17 protein-coding genes are annotated in these 19,567 nt (G+C 69.9%); 7 read left to right on the top strand and 10 right to left on the bottom strand.

What is annotated here, in order from left to right:
• The 4 genes from SLUN_RS31155 to SLUN_RS31140 form a co-directional block, all read right to left on the bottom strand.
• Window positions 1-576 carry a TIGR03086 family metal-binding protein gene (locus SLUN_RS31155; RefSeq protein ID WP_108153286.1) on the bottom strand — a complete coding sequence of 192 codons (576 nt, stop codon included), beginning with the start codon at window positions 574-576 and terminating at the stop codon, window positions 1-3.
• Window positions 577-654: 78 nt separating this feature from the next.
• A complete protein-coding gene (locus SLUN_RS31150) occupies window positions 655-1,041 on the bottom strand; it encodes a nuclear transport factor 2 family protein (protein ID WP_108153285.1) in 387 nt (128 codons plus the stop codon).
• Window positions 1,034-1,582, bottom strand: coding sequence for a DUF1697 domain-containing protein (locus SLUN_RS31145; protein WP_108153284.1), 549 nt, complete (start codon window positions 1,580-1,582; stop codon window positions 1,034-1,036). The genes SLUN_RS31150 and SLUN_RS31145 overlap by 8 nt, the downstream gene beginning before the upstream one ends.
• Before the next feature lie 76 nt (window positions 1,583-1,658).
• Window positions 1,659-2,858 (bottom strand): S8 family peptidase, encoded by a 1,200-nt coding sequence (locus SLUN_RS31140; RefSeq protein ID WP_108153283.1) that lies wholly within the window; start codon window positions 2,856-2,858, stop codon window positions 1,659-1,661.
• A 366-nt stretch (window positions 2,859-3,224) separates the two neighbouring features.
• Here SLUN_RS31140 and SLUN_RS31135 point away from each other — a divergent pair, with 366 nt between their 5' ends.
• Window positions 3,225-5,501 (top strand): MMPL family transporter, encoded by a 2,277-nt coding sequence (locus SLUN_RS31135; protein WP_108153282.1) that lies wholly within the window; start codon window positions 3,225-3,227, stop codon window positions 5,499-5,501.
• Between the two features lie 108 nt (window positions 5,502-5,609).
• On the opposite strand, the gene SLUN_RS31130 is transcribed toward SLUN_RS31135, so the two are convergent.
• From SLUN_RS31130 to SLUN_RS31120, 3 genes are read right to left on the bottom strand one after another with little or no spacing between them, the layout of a single operon-like run.
• Window positions 5,610-6,902 (bottom strand): ABC transporter substrate-binding protein, encoded by a 1,293-nt coding sequence (locus SLUN_RS31130; RefSeq protein ID WP_108153281.1) that lies wholly within the window; start codon window positions 6,900-6,902, stop codon window positions 5,610-5,612.
• Window positions 6,902-7,744: a carbohydrate ABC transporter permease gene (locus SLUN_RS31125; RefSeq protein WP_108153280.1), complete on the bottom strand. Its 843-nt coding sequence runs from the start codon at window positions 7,742-7,744 to the stop codon at window positions 6,902-6,904. Before SLUN_RS31125 ends, SLUN_RS31130 begins: the two co-directional genes overlap by 1 nt.
• Entirely contained in the window at window positions 7,741-8,676 is a 936-nt protein-coding gene (locus SLUN_RS31120) for a carbohydrate ABC transporter permease (RefSeq protein ID WP_108153279.1), read from the bottom strand. Before SLUN_RS31120 ends, SLUN_RS31125 begins: the two co-directional genes overlap by 4 nt.
• 117 nt (window positions 8,677-8,793) lie before the next feature.
• On the opposite strand from SLUN_RS31120, the gene SLUN_RS31115 reads away from it, so the two are divergent.
• The 3 genes from SLUN_RS31115 to SLUN_RS31105 all read left to right on the top strand — a co-directional run bounded on the left by SLUN_RS31115 (window position 8,794) and on the right by SLUN_RS31105 (window position 10,734).
• Window positions 8,794-9,645: a phosphotransferase enzyme family protein gene (locus SLUN_RS31115; RefSeq protein ID WP_108153278.1), complete on the top strand. Its 852-nt coding sequence runs from the start codon at window positions 8,794-8,796 to the stop codon at window positions 9,643-9,645.
• A gap of 131 nt (window positions 9,646-9,776) precedes the next feature.
• Complete coding sequence (locus tag SLUN_RS31110; protein ID WP_108153277.1) at window positions 9,777-10,289, top strand: hypothetical protein; 513 nt, start codon at window positions 9,777-9,779, stop codon at window positions 10,287-10,289.
• A gap of 91 nt (window positions 10,290-10,380) precedes the next feature.
• The gene (locus tag SLUN_RS31105) at window positions 10,381-10,734 is read left to right on the top strand and encodes a DUF4333 domain-containing protein (protein WP_108153276.1); all 354 of its coding nucleotides are present in this window, start codon (window positions 10,381-10,383) and stop codon (window positions 10,732-10,734) included.
• A 24-nt stretch (window positions 10,735-10,758) separates the two neighbouring features.
• On the opposite strand, the gene SLUN_RS31100 is transcribed toward SLUN_RS31105, so the two are convergent.
• Window positions 10,759-11,493, bottom strand: coding sequence for a 3'-5' exonuclease (locus SLUN_RS31100; RefSeq protein ID WP_108153275.1), 735 nt, complete (start codon window positions 11,491-11,493; stop codon window positions 10,759-10,761).
• Window positions 11,494-11,571: 78 nt separating this feature from the next.
• Complete coding sequence (locus tag SLUN_RS31095) at window positions 11,572-12,804, bottom strand: DUF5919 domain-containing protein (RefSeq protein ID WP_108155037.1); 1,233 nt, start codon at window positions 12,802-12,804, stop codon at window positions 11,572-11,574.
• Between the two features lie 299 nt (window positions 12,805-13,103).
• Here SLUN_RS31095 and glgX point away from each other — a divergent pair, with 299 nt between their 5' ends.
• On the top strand, window positions 13,104-15,224 hold the full coding sequence (gene glgX / locus SLUN_RS31090; RefSeq protein ID WP_108153274.1) for a glycogen debranching protein GlgX: 2,121 nt from the start codon (window positions 13,104-13,106) through the stop codon (window positions 15,222-15,224).
• A 150-nt stretch (window positions 15,225-15,374) separates the two neighbouring features.
• Window positions 15,375-17,729, top strand: coding sequence for a malto-oligosyltrehalose synthase (treY, locus tag SLUN_RS31085; RefSeq protein ID WP_108153273.1), 2,355 nt, complete (start codon window positions 15,375-15,377; stop codon window positions 17,727-17,729).
• Between the two features lie 46 nt (window positions 17,730-17,775).
• On the opposite strand, the gene SLUN_RS31080 is transcribed toward treY, so the two are convergent.
• Window positions 17,776-18,324 (bottom strand): DUF1707 and FHA domain-containing protein, encoded by a 549-nt coding sequence (locus SLUN_RS31080; RefSeq protein WP_108153272.1) that lies wholly within the window; start codon window positions 18,322-18,324, stop codon window positions 17,776-17,778.
• A 313-nt stretch (window positions 18,325-18,637) separates the two neighbouring features.
• Here SLUN_RS31080 and SLUN_RS31075 point away from each other — a divergent pair, with 313 nt between their 5' ends.
• Window positions 18,638-19,528, top strand: coding sequence for a GNAT family N-acetyltransferase (locus tag SLUN_RS31075; protein WP_108153271.1), 891 nt, complete (start codon window positions 18,638-18,640; stop codon window positions 19,526-19,528).
• The last annotated feature ends 39 nt before the right edge of the window (window positions 19,529-19,567 follow it).

Raw genomic sequence — 19,567 nt, 5'->3', positions numbered from 1 at the left:
TCACGTTACGACGCGGCCGCTCGCCGCCAGGGCGCGCTCGAAAGCGGAGGCGTCGTCCGCGACCGGCCGCGGAGCGGCGAAGCCGTCGTACTGGCGGTAGATCTCGGCGTGCCTCTCGACGACGGCGAGGACGAACTCGCCCGTCCCGTCGGAGATCTTGAACTCCTGCCCGGTGGAGCGGGCCAGGTCCCAGCCGTGGACCGCGAGCTCCTTGACGATGAGCGAGGCGATCTCGGAAGCGGGCATCGTCGTGGAGCCGAGGTCCACCTCGCCCTCCCACGCCGCCGGTTCGGACCAGGCGGCGAGGGCGCGGTCCAGCTGGCCTGCGTACTGGTACGCCCAGTCGGCGTCGGTCGTGAAGTCGCGGGCGGTGAGCTCCTCGGGGAGCTGCTCGCGCAGAGCGCGGTGCTCGAGGCCGTGGGAGGTGTACAGGACCAGATGGTTGACGAGCTCCCGGACCTCCCATTCCTTGCAGGTGGAAGGGGCCGGCAGCTGCTCGGCGGTGACGCCGCGGGCGGTACGGGCCGCCTCGGCGGCGCACTCGGTCAGGTGCGGGTACACGGTGTCCTTGTCCATACCCGCACGCTAGGTACGGGCGCGGGGCCAGGTCTTGAACAAACGCGACGGCATACGTACGAGGTCGCACGGTCCGCATCAGTCGGAGCCTGTACCCCCGCCGTCGCTGAACCGCGTGCCCTGGTGGAAGTAGAGCAGCCACCTGCCGCCGGTCAGCCGCCACAGCGAACTGCGGTGGGCGCAGTGAGTACCCGACTCGGTGTCGAAGGTCAGATGCACCACGTCGGGTGCGAGCTGTACGCCCTGCATCCGTGAGGTCGTGATCGGCCGCGGCGCGGGCGCGTCCCGCGCCGTGAGGACGGCGATGATCGAGTCCCGGTCCCACACCCGGCCCGAGGAGCCGAACTCCTGGTAGTCCGGGTGGAACAGCTCGGCGAGCAGCTCGGGCGAGGAGCGCACGGCCGGGTCGAGGAGGCGGAACTCCGCCTCCATGGCCGCGTTGACCGCCTCGGTGGGATCAGTCACGGGTCAGCTCCACCAGCTTGACGACGGTGTTCCAGTTACGGCTGGTGGCGACGACGCCCTTGAACAGGCTCGGTTTCGCGAGCGCTTCGGCGAGTTTGGAGCGCCCGATGCCGTTCGGCGCGTACAGATACAGCACCCGGTCGCCGAGCCGGCACTCCTCCGGCAGATGAGCCGATACGTCGATCGACGCGAGCCGCTCGGGGTCCACGGGCTCCGAGAAGAACGTGGCGTGCAGCTGCTTGCCCTCCAGGGAAGCGGCGGGGAACGGGCACGCGTCGGCCACCGCGCTCAGATACGCGCCCGAGCGCACCAGGCAGTCCACGCCGAAGCCGAAGCGCTTCTCGATGGCCCGCTCCAGGGCGGCGGCGAGCGCCTTCTCGTCGTCCGAGTCGCCGGTGAAGACTGCGTTGCCGCTCTGCAGATACGTCGCCACGTCCCGGTGGCCCAGCTCTGTGAGCACTTCGCGGAGTTCGGCCATGGGCACCTTCTTGTGCCCGCCCACATTGATCCCGCGCAGCAGGGCCGCATACCTCGTGGTCATGGGCACACCATAAGGCGGCCGCCGCGCCCCGTGGGGGAGGGCACGGCGACCGCCGGTCAGCGATGGAGAGAGTCGATTACTCGACGACCTTCAGCAGCTTGTTGGGCGTGCCCGCGCTGGGGTTACTGATCTTGTCGGGCGTGGCGCCGTCCGTCAGCGCCTTGGCCACGGCATCCGGCGTGGCGTCCTGGTGGGCGCCGAGGTAGACCGCCGCGGCGCCGACCACGTGCGGGGTCGCCATCGAGGTGCCGGAGATGGTCTTCGTACCCTCGTCGCTGTCGTTCCACGACGAGGTGATGTCCGAGCCCGGGGCGTAGATGTCCACGATCTCGCCGAAGTTGGAGAACTCCGACTGCGCGTCCTCCTTGGTGGAGGAGGCGACGGTGATCGCTTCCTTGACGCGGGCCGGGGAGCCCTGGCTCGCGTCGGTGGACTCGTTGCCGGCCGCGACGGCGAAGGTGACGCCGGAGGCGATCGCCTTGCGGACGGCCTCGTCGAGCGCCTCGTCGGCGCCGCCGCCGAGGCTCATGTTGGCGACGGACGGGCCCTGGTGGTTCTTGGTGACCCAGTCGATGCCCGCGACGACCTGCTCCGTCGTACCGGAGCCGTTGTCGTCCAGGACGCGGACGGCGACGATCTTCGCCTTCTTGGCGACACCGTGTGCGGCGCCGGCGATGGTGCCCGCGACGTGGGTGCCGTGGCCGTTGCCGTCGTCGGCGGAGTCGTCGTTGTCCACGGCGTCGAAGCCGTGCGCCGCACGACCCTCGAAGTCCTTGTGGGAGATACGGACTCCGGTGTCGATGACGTACGCGGTCACGCCCTCGCCAGCGCTGTCCGGGTAGGTGTACTTGCTGTCACCGGCGGTGTCGGCCTGGTCGATCCGGTCCAGGCCCCACGACGGCGGGTTGTCCTGGGTCGCGTTGATCGAGAACTTCTTGTTCTGGACGACCTTGTCGACGGCCGGGTCGGCGGCGAGGCGCTTGGCCTCGGTCTCCGAAAGGCCGCTGGCGGAGAAGCCGTTGATGGCGGAGCTGTAGTTGCGCTGCAGCTTGCCGCCGTACTCCTTGGCCAGGTCCTGCTTGTCGGCCTTCTGGTCCAGCATGACGATGTAGCTGCCGTCGATCGCGCCGGCGGCGTTCGCGCCGTAGATGGTGCCCTGTGGGGAGGGCGCCGCTCCGGCGAGTGATGTGTTGAGTACGGTCACTCCTGCGGCGGCTGCCACGGCGGTTATCGCCGCGGCGAGCTTGATCCTGCTCGCGCGCTTGTGAGTTGCCATGAAGAGGGGTCTCCTCGTGAGCATTTGTGGGGGGATTGCCCTTCGGACGGAAAATCTCCGGGGGCTGCTTCGAAACCCTGACCGATTGACGCGCCCAGATCAAGACCTTCATACAGCTGTGACTTAGTCAACAAGGTTTCGTAATAATGAATCGGCCAGGGCCGAACAAGTCGGACTTCACCCCCAACCCCCTTTACATGTAAGGGGCTTCGATCCTTCTTGTAGGGGATGCGACCAGTCCGCAAGGAGGAGAGCGCCACCCCTCGGGGTCACCGGCGAGCAGGAGGAGAAGGCCTGAATCTGCCCCTAGCTTCGAAGAGGACGACGGCGAGGCGCCGACGTCACTTTCGAGGGGGCGGCACCGTCATGGGGAATGCAGGAGGAGGCTCGCGCGGAATCGCCGCGCGAGCCGGCGGCTGGAGCGCGCAGCACCGCTGGGCGGCAGTGGGGATCTGGGTGTTGTTCGTCCTCCTCGCCATGGTGGCCGGCTCGGCCGCGGGACTGGTCGAGCTCAAGGAGAGCGATCAGCTCAAGGGCGAGACCACACAGGCGGCCCGGATCGCGGAGGACGCGGGGATCGAGGAGCCGGCCGGCGAGACCGTGCTGGTGCAGTCGAGGAATGGCACGGAAAAGGCGGCGGACCCCGAATTCCGGACAGCCGTCGCCGCGGTGGTCAAGGCGGTGAACGACACCGGTGAAGTGGCCTCGGTGACCTCTCCGTACGACACCAAGAGCATTTCCAAGGACGGGCACAGCGCACTCGTGCAGTTCGATGTGCGCGGCGACCCCGATACGGCGAGCGACCGGATCGAGCCCGTCCTCAACGCCGTTGCCAAGGTCCAGGACTCCCACAAGGAGCTGCGGATCGAGGAGATCGGCGGCGCCAGCATGAACAAGACCTTCGACGAGGCCTTCGGCGACGACTTCCAGCAGGCGGAGCTCCTGGCGGTGCCGGTCGCGCTCGGCATTCTGCTGATCGCCTTCGGCGCGCTGGTGGCCGCGCTGCTGCCGGTGGCTCTGGCCATCACCGCCATCATGGCGACGATGGGCCTGATGGGCGTCGCCAGCCACTTCCAGCCGATGGGTGACTCGGCGAACTCCGTGATGCTGCTGGTGGGTCTGGCGGTCGGCGTCGACTACTGCCTGTTCTATCTGCGGCGTGAGCGCGAGGAGCGGCAGGCGGGGCGTGACGCGGCCACGGCGATGCAGATCGCCGCGGCGACCAGCGGACGGGCCGTCATCGTCTCGGGTGTGACGGTGTGTGTGGCGATGGCCGGCATGCTCTTCACCGGAATCGGCGAGTTCGAGTCGATGGGCCTGGCCTCGCTGATCGTGGTGGCCGTGGCGATGGTGGGCTCGGTGACGGTGCTGCCGGCGCTGCTGTCGCTGCTCGGCGAGCGGGTGGAGAAGGGCCGGGTGCCCTTCCTGAACCGCAAGAAGCGCGGCGGGCACGGAGCGGGCGGCAGCGGCAGCACGGAGAGCCGGGTGTGGAGCCGGGTACTCGGCGGCGTACTGAAGCGGCCGCTGGTGTCGCTGCTGGTGGCGGCGGGCGCGCTGGTCGCGGTCGCACTTCCCGCAGTCGGCATGAAGACCCAGAACTTCACGCTGGACCAGGAGTTCGGCAACTCCGTGCCGATCGTGGCGACGTACGAGCGGGTCAACGAGGCGTTCCCGGGCGGGGCGGACCCGGCGGAGGTCGTCGTCAAGGCGGACGACATCAACGCGGGGCCGGTACGGCAGGCGATCGCCGACTTCCGTGAACGCGCCGTCAGTTCGGGCGCGTCCGAGGGTCCGGTCACCGTCGTGACGCACGACGCGGAGAACCTCGCGTTCGTATACGTTCCCCTCGTCGGCGGCTCCGACCAGGACAGGGCGGAGAGGAGCCTGGGCCTCCTGCGCGACGAGGTCAGGCCGGCCACGCTCGGCAAGGTCGACGGCGTCCAGGCGCCGATCAGCGGCCAGGTCGCGGGGTCGAAGGACTTCAACGACCAGCTCACCGGGGCGGTGACACCGGTCTTCGCCTTCGTGGTGGTGTTCGCCTTCGTCCTGATGCTGCTGTCGTTCAGGTCGCTGACGATCGCGATCACCTCGATCGTCCTCAACCTGCTGTCGGTGGGCGCGGCGTACGGAATCCTGACGGCCGTCTTCCAGCACGGCTGGGGCGCGTCACTGGTCGGCGCGGAGGGTGTGGGCGCGATCATCGCGTGGCTGCCGCTGTTCCTCTTCGTGATCCTGTTCGGGCTCTCGATGGACTACCACGTGTTCGTGGTGTCGCGGATCCGCGAGGCGAAGATGCAGGGGCGCGGCACGCGGGACGCGATCACGCACGGCGTGGTGACGACGGCGGGCGTGGTGACGAGCGCGGCGGTCATCATGGTGGCGGTGTTCGCGATCTTCGGCACGCTGTCGATGCAGTCGATGAAGCAGATGGGTGTCGGCCTCGCGGCGGCGGTACTGATCGACGCGACGATCATCCGCGGGGTGCTGCTCCCGGCGATCATGGCGCTGCTGGGTGAGAAGAACTGGTACTTCCCGAAGTGGCTGCGCTGGCTCCCGGACCTGACGCACGACGAGCCGGCGCTCCCGCCGAGCCGCCCGTCCGCGGCCCACGACGACGACCACCCGGAGCCGGCCCGGGTGTGACGGGGCCCTGGGGCCGGGCTCGGCTGGGTGACCGTCCTTGTGACGGTCACCCTCCAGGGCGCACGGCGCGAAGCCGGCGCCCTGGGGGTGTGAGGGCGTCAGCCCCGGTCAGCGCTGATAGCGGGCCAGCACCAGGTTCCCGTCCTCCACAAGGCGCTTCTCCAGCTCCGCCGCGTCAATCGCGCCGCTGTAGTACTCCTGCAGCGCCGGCGTCGCCACCTTGTCCTTCCACTCCGGATAGCCCCGCACCGACTGCGCCGGCGCCGAGCGCAGATCCCGCGCGAGCGCGGCGCCCGTGGCCCAGCCGTCCTTCTCCGTGTGCAGGGACGGGTCGGCGAGCGCCTGCGTACCGGTCGGCAGCATCCAGTCGCCCTTCGCCAGCCGCACCATGTTCCCCGGCTGCAGCATGAAGCCGATGAACTGGGCGGCTTCCTTCTTGTACGGGCTGTCCTCGGCGACCGACAGGGTCTGCGGGCTCACGCCCTGGGCCGGGCCCCCGGGTCCCGCCGGGGCGGGCAGTACCGTCCACTCGAAACCCTTCGGCGCCTGCTGCACGATCTGCTGCCGGTAGGAGAAGCCCAGCGGGACCATCGCGTACTTGCCGCCGAAGAGTCCGGGCAGCGTGTCCGAGCCGCCCATGCCGAGGGTGGTGCGCGAGGCGCTCTTGTCGGAGTTGACCTGGGCGTGGACGGTCCCGGGCACCACACCGTCCCCGTCGGTGAACCTGATGGTGACCTTGCCGTCGTCGCCGCGGTGGAAGAGCTGTCCGCCCGCGGAGAGCCCGAGGTTGAGAGTGACGGAGACCGGCTCCTTGAGCGGCCAGGCGACCCCGTACTTCCCGTCCCCCATCTTCTCGGTGAGCGTCTTGGTGATCTGCCGGAACTCCTCCCAGCTCCAGGGCTTCTCAGCGGTGGGAACACGGACCCCGGAGGAGTCGAGGATCTTCTTGTTGGCGATCAGGACACGCGGCTCCTGGAGGAAGGGGACGCCGTAGATCCCCTTGTCGAAGGTCGCCGTCTCCCAGCTCTGCCGCGGGATGTCCGACGTGAGGCGCTCGGGCAGCAGCCCGCTCAGGTCGGCGAGATAGCCGCCGTACGCGAAGTCGGCGAGGTCGTCGGACGCGTCATGGATGATGTCCGGCGCCTCGCCGCCCTCGAAGGAGGTCAGCAGCTGGTCATGGACGCTGTCCCAGCTGCCCTGGACGTACTGGACCTGGATGCCGGGGTGGCTCGCGTTCCACTCCTCGACCAGCTCCTTGTTGGCGTCGACGGACTCCTGCTGCCAGGCCAGGGACTGGAAGCGGAGCTTGACCTTCCCGCCGGGGTCCGTTCCGCCGTCCGAACAGCCGGTCAGCAGCAGGGTGAGCGCGGCGGCCACAGCCGTCAGCATCCGAACGCGCATCAGGCCTTCACCGCCCCGGCCAGCATTCCGCCCGTGATCCGCTTCTGGATGATCGCGAAGATGACGAGCGAGGGAATCGTGGCGAGGAACGCGGCCGCGGCGAGCGGTCCGAGGTCGGCTACGCCCTCCGCGCCCAGGAAGTGTGTGAGGACGACCGGCAAGGTCTGCTTCTCCGGGGTCTTGAGCAGGACGAGGGCGAAGAAGAACTCGTTCCATGCGGTGATGAAGGCGAACAGTGCGGTGGCGACGATGCCGGGGGCGAGCAGCGGGGCGGTGACCGAGACGAGGGTGCGGACCCTGCCCGCGCCGTCGACGGACGCGGCCTCCTCCAACTCGCGTGGTACGGCCCGTACATACCCGACCAGCATCCAGAGCGCGAACGGCAGCGACCAGACGACGTACACCATGATCAGGCCGAACAGACTGTTGATCAGATGCAGGTTCTTCAGGATCAGGAACAGCGGAATGATGACCAGGACGAACGGGAACGCCTGGCTGATCACGACCCAGCCGGTGGCGGCCGTGGAGAGCTTGCCGCGGTTGCGGGCCATGACGTAGGCCATGGGCGTCGCGATCACAACGGCGATCAGCGCGGCGGACAGGGCCGCGATCAGGCTGTTGCCGGCGGCCTGGAGGAGGGGCTGTTCGTCGAAGGCCTGCCGGAAGTTCTCGAGAGTGGGGTCCTTCGGGATCCAGGTGGGGTGGAGGGAGCCGAGTTCGCGCGGCGGTTTGAACGCGGTGGAGATCAGCCACAGGAACGGGAACGCGAGGAAGACGAGATAGCACAGGAGCGCGAGGTACTGGCCGGCGCGGCCGGACCTGCTGGTGCGGAGCGTCGTCACTGCTCATCTCCTCCCTTGAGCCGCCCTACGAGATACAGGGCGAGCATCACCGAGATCACCGCGACCATGACGCAGCCCATCGCGGCGGCGTACCCGAACTGGCCGTAGCGGAAGGCCTCTTCGTAGGCGAAGAGCATGGGGAGGCGGGTGCGGCCGCCGGGTCCGCCGTTGGTGAGCACGTACACCAGGGCGAAGGAGTTGAAGTTCCAGATGAAGTTGAGCGCGGTGATCGCGAGCGCGACGGGTTTGAGTGCGGGCCAGGTGACGGTACGGAACCGGCGCCAGGCGCCCGCGCCGTCGAGCGCGGCGGCCTCGTGGAGCTCGTGCGGGGTGTTCTGCAGTCCGGCGAGCAGCGCGACGGTGGTCTGCGGCATGCCGGCCCAGATGCCGACGACGATCACGGCGGGCAGGGCGGTGGCGAGTCCGGTCAGCCAGTCCCGGCCCTCGCCGAGTCCGAGGTTACGGATGGTCTCGTTCAGGATGCCCGCGTCGGGGTTGTAGACGAGCCGCCACATGATGCCGACGACGACCTCGGGCATGGCCCAGGGAACGATCGCGAGGGCCCGCGCCAGCCAGCGGAAGCGGAGGTTCTGGTTGAGCAGCAGGGCAAGGCCGAGCGCGAGCAGGAACTGCGGGACACTCACGCCGATCGCCCAGAGCAGGCCGATCCTGAACGAGTCCCAGAAGAGGGTGTCGTGCAGCAGGTCCTGGAAGTTGAGCGTGCCGATCCACGCGGTGGGCTCGGTGCGGCCGGCCTGGGAGTCGGTGAAGGCCAGCGAGATGCCGTAGAGCAGCGGACCGACGCTCAGCACCAGAATCGGTATGAGGGCGGGGAGTACGAGGAACCAGGCGCCGTAGTCCGTCTGTTTGCGGTCCGTCCCTTTGGGCTCCGACCGCTTCCTGGACCGTGGCGTTGCCGTCGCCAATGTCACGGATTCGACTCCTTCGGGCGGCTCATCCTCATCCGGCTGCCCCGGCGGCCCCCGTCATCGTGCTGACGGTCCGTCGGTTCGTCAACCCAGCCCGCATGGATGCGAGACTTCGTCCCCATGGACGAGAGACGGGCTCGCGAGGTACTGACGGCCGCGGGGCTCCCCGCCGATGCGGCGCTGCTGGCGCTCGGCGAGAACGCGGTGTTCGGGGCGGGCGATGTGGTCGTCAAGATCGGCCGGGACGTAGAGCTGCTGGCGCGGGCGGAACGCGAACTGGCCGTCGGGGCGTGGCTGTCGGAGGCGGGCGTGCCTGCGGTCCGGCCCGTCGAACCGAAGGCCCGCCTGGTGGACGGCCATCCGGTCACGGTCTGGCACCGGCTGCCGGCTGCGGTGCGTCCGGCTGGGCCCGCGGATCTGGCGCGGCTGCTGCGCCTGGTCCATGCGCTGCCCTCGCCACCGTTCGCGCTGCCGCGGCGGGAGTTGCTCGGCGGCGTCGAACGCTGGCTGCGGCTGGCGGGCGACGCGATCGACCCGGCCGACGCGGCATACTTGCGCGCACGCCGCGACGGTTTCGCCGCGGCGTCGTCCGCGCTCACCCCCCACCTGCCCCCGGGCCCGATCCACGGCGACGCGCTCCCCCGCAACGTCCATGTGGGCCCGGAAGGCCCGGTCCTGGTGGACCTGGAGACGTTCTCCGCGGATCTGCGGGAGCACGACCTGGTGGTACTGGCCCTCTCCCGCGACCGGTACGGCCTGCCCGCCGAGGCGTACGACGCGTTCACGGCGGCGTACGGCTGGGACGTCCGGGAGTGGGACGGCTGTACGGTCCTGCGCGGCGCCCGGGAGACGGCGAGCTGCGCCTGGGTCGCGCAGCACGCCCCGGCCAGCCCGAAGGCGCTCGCGGAGTTCCGCCGGAGGGTCGCGTCGCTGCGCGACAACGACCCCGAGGTCCGCTGGTACCCGTTCTGACCAGCGCTTCCCGACGCGCGGACGCGACTTCGTGCGCACGGTCCGCCCGGACACCGGCGCGGCTTCGTAGGACGTCCCGCCGGAACGGCCCTTCTTGCACCGCCAATCCGACCCCCTCATAGGGTGACCTCATGGGATTCTTCGACATGCTGACCGGAACCAAGCGCCCCGAGGACGGGGTCGCGCCACGCTCGGCCGAGGAATTGCGGACAGCCCTGCTCAGTCTCAACCGGCCGGATGTCCCGTACATCATCAGCGACGGCGCAGCGCATGACGCCGATCTGGTGGCGGAGTGGCGGATCGCCGAGCCCGCCTGGCAGACCTTCTTTATCGGGTCCCAACTCACGCACGCCCTCCGGATCCGGATGCGCCTGGTCGAGGAGGTCCCTCAGGTGCGTGCCGTCGAGGAGCAGTGGGAGGTCACCCGCGTCGGGAATCCTCCGCGGCTCCAGACTTCGGCGGAGTACGCGCGCGGCGCAGGCAGGACCGTCTCCCGCCGGTGGACGCTCCAACGGGGGGAGAACGGCCGCCTCGAAGCGACGGAGACATTCAGCTTCGACAGCGCGCAGCTGACCAACCCCCTGCGGAACGCCGCCCTCGAATCGGGCTGGACCTGGCGCGGAGTGATCTTCGGTAAGCTCTGAGTGGCCCGTCGGCACCCGCCGGCGACGTCTCGGCGCCACGGTGCCGCGTATGCTTCCGGCGACTGTCTTGATCATTTGGGATGGAGCCCCCATGACCATAGCCCGCTTGCCCGTAGCAACGTGGAGCCTCTCGGCTGTGGCCGCCTGCGCGCTGCTCGTCGGCTGCTCGGCCTCGGTCAACGTCGGAAACTCCGAGCCGAAACTGTCTTCGGACAAGCTGGCCACCACGGTCTCCGAAAAGCTCGCCGCCACCACGGGCCAGCCGAAGCCGGACATCACCTGTCCCGAGGACCTCGTCGGCAAGGTCGGCACCACCACCCGGTGCACGCTCACGGCGAAGGACGGCAGCACGCTGGGCGTGTCGGCCACCGTCACCTCGGTCGACGGAAAAAAGATCAACTTCGACATCAAGGCCGACGAGACAGCTTCCCCGGCCGCCAACTGACATCCGGGCCTCCGCGCCGTCGGGTCAGTCTCTCCCGGCTGCGGGCTCCCGCATCCGGGGGATGAGTGGCCATGCCGGTTCGACGACTGCCGCCGGATCCGCGGTGCGCCGCAGATAGGCCTGCAAGGAGAGCGACTGCTCGGCTGCCGCGCGCACCTGCAGACCATGCAGGTCCGCCAACGGCATCACTCCGACGGGCTGGTGCTCCTCCCCCAGACGTCGCACCACTCGGGCAGCGGCCACGGCGTCCGCCCTCGCGTCGTGCGCGTCGTCGAGCGACACCCCGTAGTGGGCACACAGCGCGTAGAGGGCCCGCTTCCCCTTCCGGTACTTGTCGACGTGCTTGTCGATCACCAGCGGATCGATGACGGGCGAAGGTGCGTTGCCCAGTCGCTCGCTGACCGACTCGACCCCGTACCGCCGGCACTCACGGTCGAGCAGGGACAGGTCGTAGCGCGCGTTCATCACCACCAGTGGCGTCCCTGAGCGCAGCCCGTCCGCGACAGCCCGTGTGATCTCCTCGATCGCGGAGGCGGCCGGCACCCCGTGCTCGCGGGCGTGTTCCGTCGAGATGCCGTGGATCGCCGATGCCTGCTCGGGTATGGCCACACCGGGGTTCAGCAGCCAGATCCGCTCCTCCGACACGGATCCGTCCGCCTCCAGCCGGACGACCGCCGCCGTCACGATGCGGTCGGTCTCGACATCCGTCCCCGTGGTCTCCAGATCGAACGCCATCAACGGCCCGCTGACCCAGCTCATCCCGTACCTCCTTTCTGTGGTGCGTTCCCCCAAGTGACGACCACCTTCGCACGCACCACTGACAACGCGGGCGGAGCGTCAGGAGACGGGACGCGAGTCCGCCCACACGGACTCGAACTCCTCGCGATATGTCTGGAACAGCCCGTTCTCGCCGTCGTGGCCCGCGCGCACGACCGCGCGCACGCCGCCCCGCAGCACCAGCACCGGCGCCTCCATCCCCCGCGCGCTGCGCAGATAGGACTGGATGACGGCGAGGCCGTCCGGACCGTCGCCGTCGACGAGGTACGCGGTGAAGCGGGGAGTCTCGTCGAAGACCTGGATCTCGAAGGCGCCCGGGTCGCGGAGGCGGGAGCGCACCCGGCGCATATGGAGGATGTTCATCTCCACCGTCCGGCTCAACTCACCCTTTTTCAGGCCCAGTTCGCGTTCGCGGCGCTTGACCGCGCTGCTCGCCGGGTTCAGGAAGAGGAGCCGGACCCGGCAGCCCTGCTCGGCGAGGCGGACCAGTCGGCGGCCGGAGTAGTTCTGGACGAGGAGGTTCAGGCCTATGCCGATCGCGTCGAGGCGGCGAGCGCCTCCGAAGAGATCTTCGGCGGGCAGCTGGCGCTGCAGCCGGACCCGGTCGGGGTGGACGGAGACCACGTCCGCGTAGCGGTCGCCGACGAGATCCTCGACCGCGTCGACGGGGAGCCGGTCGGCGGAAGGAACGCCCGCGCCGCTGCCGAGTATCTCCAGCAGACGCGCGGCGGCGCGCTCGGCCTGGGCCAGCACCGCCTCGTTCAGCGCGCGGTTGCGCGAGACGACATTGCGGGCGACCTCCAGCTCGTCCAGCGCCAGCTCGACATCGCGCCGGTCGTCGAAGTACGGCTCGAAGCAGGGCCAGTGCTGGACCATCAGCTCACGCAGCTGCGGCAGGGTGAGGAAGGACAGGACATTGTCGTCCGCCGGGTCCAGCAGATAGCCCTTGCGGCGCGAGACCTCCCGGACCGCGACGGCTCGCTGTACCCACTCCTGCCCCGCGGGCCCCGCGGCGGCCACCACCCAGTCGTCTCCGTGCACCGGCTCGTAGATCGGGCGCAGCACGGCCGCGACCACGGCCCGCAGCCGCTGTTCCACCAGGTTCAGCCAGATGTAGGCCCGCCCGGCACGTTGGGCGCGCGTACGCACCTCGCTCCAGGCGTCCGCCCCCCAGTCCAGTTCCGCCCCGATCTCCATCGGCCGTGCGAGGGAGACCGCTCCGGGCGGGACGTCGGCGGAGTCCCCCTCGTGACTCGCGTCACCTGGGGGTAGCTCCAGCCCTCCCGAGCTCACCCGCACACCGCCTTCCCTTCCCCCTTCAACGATCAAGGAAGACTACTCCGCCAGTGGGACGCGGTGCAGCCGGATCGGCAGTGTCCTTTCCCAACTCCCTTTCCATTTCCAGGGGTTCTGCCTGGCGAGATCTGCCGGAGTGAGCGGATTCATAGCGGTTGTGTCCAGGGGCGATATGAGGAACCCGATGTTGACCGCGTCGTCCTCGCCTGTGGGGGCACCTGAGCGGCGATACTTTCGGGGAGGATCTGGGCGAAGCGCCCCCCAGCACCCGGATCAGAAGTGGAAGAGTCATATCTATGCAGGTCTGGCCGGGACAGGCGTATCCGCTCGGTGCCACGTACGACGGCGCCGGCACCAACTTCGCGGTGTACTCAGAAGCCGCCCGACGAATCGAGCTGTGCCTGCTGCACGACGACGGCTCGGAGACGGCGGTGGAGCTGCGCGAGACCGACGCGTTCGTACGGCATGCCTATCTGCCAGGCGTGATGCCGGGTCAGCGGTACGGGTTCCGGGTCCACGGTCCGTACGCGCCGGATCGCGGGCAGCGCTGCAACTCCGCGAAGCTGCTGCTCGACCCGTACGCCCGTGCGATCAGCGGCTCCATCGACTGGAGCGAGAGCGTGTACGGCTACCACTTCGGCAAGCCGGACTCGCGCAACGACCTGGACTCGGCGCCGCACACGATGAGCTCGGTCGTGGTCAACCCGTACTTCGACTGGGGCGACGACCGGCCGCCGCGTACCGACTACCACCGCACGGTGATCTACGAGGCCCATGTGAAGGGCCTCACGATGCTCCATCCGGAGCTGCCGAAGGAGCTGCGCGGTACGTACGCCGGGCTCGCGCATCCCGCCGTCATCTCCCATCTGACCGAACTGGGCGTGACGACGCTCGAGTTGATGCCCGTGCACCAGTTCGTCAACGACCACCGGCTGGTGGACGCCGAGCTGAACAACTACTGGGGCTACAACACCATCGGCTTCTTCGCCCCGCACAACTCCTACGCCTCCTGGGGCGACCGCGGCGAACAGGTGCTGGAGTTCAAGCAGGCGGTGCGGGCGCTGCACAAGGCGGGCATCGAGGTCATCCTCGACGTCGTCTACAACCACACGGCCGAGGGCAGCCACCTGGGGCCCACGCTCTCCTTCCGGGGCCTCGACAACGCCTCGTACTACCGGCTCTCCGACGATCCCCGCTACTACACGGACACGACCGGCACCGGGAACTCCCTGCTCATGCGCAGCCCCCATGTGCTGCAGCTGATCATGGACTCGCTGCGGTACTGGGTGACCGAGATGCATGTCGACGGCTTCCGCTTCGACCTCGCGGCCACGCTGGCCCGGCAGTTCCACGAGGTGGACCGGCTGTCGTCGTTCTTCGACCTGGTGCAGCAGGACCCGGTGGTCAGCCAGGTGAAGCTGATCGCCGAGCCGTGGGACGTGGGCGAGGGCGGCTACCAGGTGGGGAACTTCCCGCCGCTGTGGACCGAGTGGAACGGCAAGTACCGCGACACGGTACGGGATCTGTGGCGGGGCGAGCCGCGGACGCTGGCGGAGTTCGCGTCCCGGCTGACCGGCTCCTCCGATCTCTACCAGGACGACGGCCGGCGCCCGCTCGCCTCCATCAACTTCACCACCTGCCACGACGGCTTCACGCTGCACGATCTGGTCTCGTACAACGACAAGCACAACGAGGCGAACGGCGAGGGCAACCGCGACGGCGAGAGCCACAACCGCTCCTGGAACTGCGGCACGGAGGGCGATACGTCCGACCCCGGGGTGCGCGATCTGCGCGACCGGCAGATGCGGAACTTCATCGCGACGCTGATGCTCTCGCAGGGCGTGCCGATGCTCAGCCACGGCGACGAGTTCGCGCGTACGCAGGGCGGCAACAACAACGCGTACTGCCAGGACAACGAGGTCTCCTGGGTGCGCTGGCCGGAGCCGGGCGCGGACGAGGACGGCACGCTGCTGGCCTTCACCCGGGCGATGGTGTGGCTGCGGCGCGACCATCCGGTCTTCCGGCGGCGGCGCTTCTTCCACGGCAGGCCGGTGGAGGGGACGCACGACGAGCTGTCCGACATCGCGTGGTTCACTCCGGAGGGCGAGGAGATGGTCCAGCGGGACTGGCAGTCGGCGTCCGCGAGGGCGCTGTCGGTGTTCCTGAACGGCCATGCGATCTCGGAGCCGGGGCCGCGCGGGGAGCGGATCGCCGACGACTCCTTCCTGCTGATGTTCAACGCGAGCGCGGACGAACTGGACTTCGCGGTGCCGGTCAACCACGGTCGCCAGTGGCAGGTGGTCGTGGACACCGCACGCAAGGAGGGTGTCCCGCCGGGCGCGGGCCCGAAGGTGGGGGCCGGTGAGCGGGTGCGGCTGGTGGGGCGAAGCCTGACGGTCCTGCGGCGGCCGGCGTGACCGGGGCTCCGCCCCGGACCCCGCCCCTCAAGCGCCGGAGGGGCTGGATTCTCCACTAAGCGGTGTCCCCGGGGCCGCTTAGCCCGAACGGCCGACACCCACACCCGGGCCGATGACACAGAAGTCCTCAAGGTGGGTACGTACGTTCGCATGACGCCCACCGCCACGTACCGGCTCCAGCTCCAGCCGGACTTCCCGTTCGCGGCCGCCGCCGAAGCGGTCCCGTATCTCGCCGAGCTCGGCGTCTCGCATCTGCATCTGTCACCGGTGCTGGAAGCGGTGCCGGGGTCGGCGCACGGCTACGACGTCGTCGACCCGGCCCGGGTGCGGGAGGAGCTGGGCGGCGAGGAGGGCCTGCGGCGGCTGGCCCGTACGGCACGTGAGCACGGACTCGGCCTGGTCCTCGACATCGTCCCGAACCATATGGCCGCCGTGCCGCGCCACAACCGGGCCCTGTGGGAGGTACTGCGCGAGGGGCCGCTGTCCCCGTACGCCCGCTGGTTCGACATCGACTGGGAGGCGGGCGCCGGGAAGGTCCTGCTGCCGGTGCTGGCCGGCCGGATCGGCGACGAGCTGGGCGCGATGCGGGTCGAGGGGGACGTACTGCACTACGGGGAGCAGCGGTTCCCGCTGCGCGAGTCCACCGCGAAGCTGCCCCTGCCGGAGCTGCTCGACGCGCAGTGGTACCGGCTCGGCTGGTGGCGGCTGGCCCGGACCGAGCTCAACTACCGCCGGTTCTTCACGATCTCGGAGCTGATCGGGGTCCGGGTCGAGGACCCGGAGGTCTTCGACGCGACCCACGGCAAGATCCTGGAGCTGGTACGGGACGGAGTCGTGGAGGGCCTGCGGGTGGACCACCCCGACGGTCTCGCCGATCCCGAGGCGTATCTGCGGCGGCTCGACGAGGCGACGGGCGGGACGTGCTGGACGGTCGTCGAGAAGATCCTCACCGGGGACGAGCGGCTGCCCGCGGGCTGGCGCGTCGCCGGCACGACCGGGTACGACGCGCTGCGCCATGTCGACGGCCTGTTCACCGATCCGGCGGGTGAGCCGCGACTCGTCGATCAGTACCGGGAGTTCGCAGGTCCCGCCGGTGACCGCGGCGGCTACTGGGAGGCGACGGTGCGCCGCGCCGCGTACAAGGTTCTCACCCGTGAACTGGCCGCCGAGACCACCGCGCTGACCCGCCTCGCGGAGCGCGTCTGCGCGGCGGATCCGGCACTGCGGGACCACGCTCCCTGGACGTTGCGCGCTGCGGTACGGGAGCTGCTGGTGCGCGTGCCGGTCTACCGTCCGTACCGCATCGGCGGCGAGGAGGCGCTGCGCCGGTCGGCTGCGCTCCGGGCGAAGGCGGCGTTCGCGGTCGCCGAGGAGGCCACGGCCGTCGATGTCGTACGGGACCTGGCGCTCGGGCTGCTTGGCGATGGCCCGAACAAGGAGGCCTTCCGTACGCGCTTCGCCCAGACGGCGTCCGCGCTGCGCGCCAAGTCCGTCGAGGACACAGCCTTTTACCGTTATGTGCCGCTGATCTCGGCGAACGAGGTGGGCGGGGAGCCGGGCAGCCCGGCGGTGAGCCCGGAGCTGTTCCATGCGTACTGCGCCCGTCTCGCGCGCGACTGGCCCGCCACCGGGACCGTGCTGACCACGCACGACACCAAGCGCAGCGCGGATGTACGGGCCAGGATCGCCGTGCTGTCCGAGTGCCCGGACCGCTGGGCCGACTTCCTCGGCCGCGTCACCGCGGAGGCCGGCCGCCTGGCGGGCGGGCGGGCGCCCGATCCGCAGCTGGCGTGGGTGGCCTGGCAGACCGCGGTCGGGTTCGGCTTCCCGTACGCCGACAGGCTGGAGACGGCGCTGCTCAAGGCGGTACGGGAGGCGGGCCTGCACACCAGCTGGACGGAGCCGGACCCGGCGTACGAGCAGGCGGTCACCGCGTTCGTGGCCGCCGGGCCGGCCGGGCCGCCGCTGTACTCGGTGGCGCTCTTCGCCCGCGAGCTGGATCCGTATGTACGCGCCAATGCGCTGGGCGCGACGCTGGTGCAGCTGACGATGCCGGGGGTGCCGGACGTGTACCAGGGCACGGAGCGGGAGTTCCTGGCTCTGGTGGACCCGGACAACAGGCGGCCGTTCCGTCAGGGGGCACCGGACGAGAAGACGGCGCTCACAACGGCGGCGCTGCGGCTGCGCCGGGACCGCCCGGAGGTCTTCGGCGAGTCGGGTGCGTACGCGCCGCTGACCGCGAGCGGCCCGGCCGCCGCGCACTGCCTGGCGTTCTGCCGCACGGGCGAGGTGGTCACCGCTGTCACCCGGCTCTCGCTGCGGCTGGCCGAGGCGGGCGGCTGGGCGGACACCGAGCTGACGCTGCCGGAGGGCCGGTGGGCGGATCTGCTCGCGCCGGAACGGGAGTTCGGGGGCGGTCCTGTGCCCCTGGCCGAGCTGTTCGCGGAACGGCCGGTGGCACTGCTGAGCCGCGGGGCGGTACGGGAGGGGTCGGCGACCGGCTGAGGCCGGGCCGTACCAGCAGCGAAGTGGTATCCGCGGAGCGCCGGGTTCAGCGCGCCGTGAGGCGGAAGCTCATCCGTCCGAAGCCCACCATGTCCCCGTCCTGCACGACGACCGAGCCCGTCACCCGCTGTCCGTTGACGGTGGTGCCGTTGGTGGAGCCGAGGTCGCGCAGGATCCACAGGCTGCCCTTACGGCTCAGTTCGGCGTGCAGCCGCGAGACCGTGTCATGGCTCAGCCGCAGCCCGTTGCCCGGGTCGCGGCCGATCCGCAGGGGGTACGGGCCGGGTTCGGGCAGCAGCAGCGGTGGCAGCTTCTCGGCCTGCCAGGCCCTGCGCAGCCGTACCGAGAAGGCGGACGCCCGGCCCACTGCCGCGTACAGCTGTCGTGACCAGCTGCTCCTGCCGCCGAGGTCGGCGGTGAGCGCCTGGAGCTCCTCCGACCTGCGGGCGGCCAGCGCGAGCTCCATGCGGTGGACGAAGGTCTCGTGCGACAGCTTGCCCTGGGCGGCGCCCTCTCTGAGCACACCGAGCACACGGTCGCGCTCGGCATCCGAGAGCCGAGCGGGATACGTGTGGAACTCGAAGGAGGACGTCACATTCGAGATTGTCGGGCCGAAGGGCCCGGGGTGTCCAGATGAACCGGCGTTCCAGCGTCTTCGGCACTGCTGCTGACCTGCGCGGAAGCCGCCATTCCGCTGGGCCGTCCCCCGGCGGCTCGGGACAGGGCTCCGAAAATCGCTGGACGGCTCCCTACGGCGCCTTCTAGCGTGATCGCGACGCCACGGACCGACGGAAGGAGGCGAGAGCAGTGCAGACCACACGAATCCCGCGCTCCCGCCCCGTCCACCGCGCGTTCGCAGTCTGACCGGGAGCGCACACCGCACTTCATCTTCCCGGAGGACAACTCTCATGACCGATCTGGTCATTCGCGCTCTCGACGAGAGCGACGCACATCTCTTCGACTCCCTGCCCGACCCCCTCGGTGTGGGCCGTGCGCTGGCCCGTGCCACGCACCGCCCCGACTGGAAGCGGGTCGCGCTGCGCGACGGCAAGGTCGTCGCGCGGGCCGCCTGGTGGGGTGGCCCCGACGACGAAAGCCCCGTCAACATCAACTGGTTCGACTTCGCCGACGGCGAGGAGGCGGCGGGCAGCGAGCTGCTGCGCACCTCCCCGTTCCAGGTCGAGTACGAACTGATCCTGCCGGCCGGCTGGCGCGAGGACCCCGCGACCCTGGCGGCCGGCGAGGCCAGGGTCCGTGCCGCGACTGCGGGCGGGATGAGGGTTCTGGTGGAGCGCTTCCAGTACCGGTGGACGCCGGAGTGCGGGCTGCCCGAGCGGCCCGGGCGGCTGGTGTTCGGGCCGGAGGCCGACGACGCCGTGATCCTCGACGTGCTGCGCCGCGTCCACTCGGTCACGCTCGACGCGCACGCGCTGCGCACCATCGCCGAAGGGGGCCTGGACCGGGCGGCGCAGGAGGAGCTCGACTTCTTCCACTGGTGCCCGTCGCCGCGCGAGTGGTGGCAGCTCGCCCACACGCCCGAAGGCGAACTGGCCGGCATCCACATCCCGGCGCACAACCCGTCGGGGCCGTGCGTCGGCTTCATCGGCGTCGTACCGGAGCAGCGCGGCAACGGCTACGCGTACGACCTGCTGACGGAGTGCACCCACTTCCTGGCGGAGCGGGGCGCGGAGTTCATCGCGGGCGCGACCGATCAGGGCAACTTCCCGATGGCCGCGAACTTCGCCAAGGCCGGCCATCCGGTCGTCCAGGAGCGGATCCACTTCCTTCCCGCTTCATAGGTATTGATCACGCTCGGGGGTGTCCGTAGGCTCCGGACT

It is taken from the genome of Streptomyces lunaelactis (genome assembly GCF_003054555.1).
In the GTDB taxonomy this organism is placed as follows: Bacteria; Actinomycetota; Actinomycetes; order Streptomycetales; family Streptomycetaceae; genus Streptomyces; species Streptomyces lunaelactis.
This window is presented reverse-complemented; position numbering and strand designations above follow the sequence as displayed.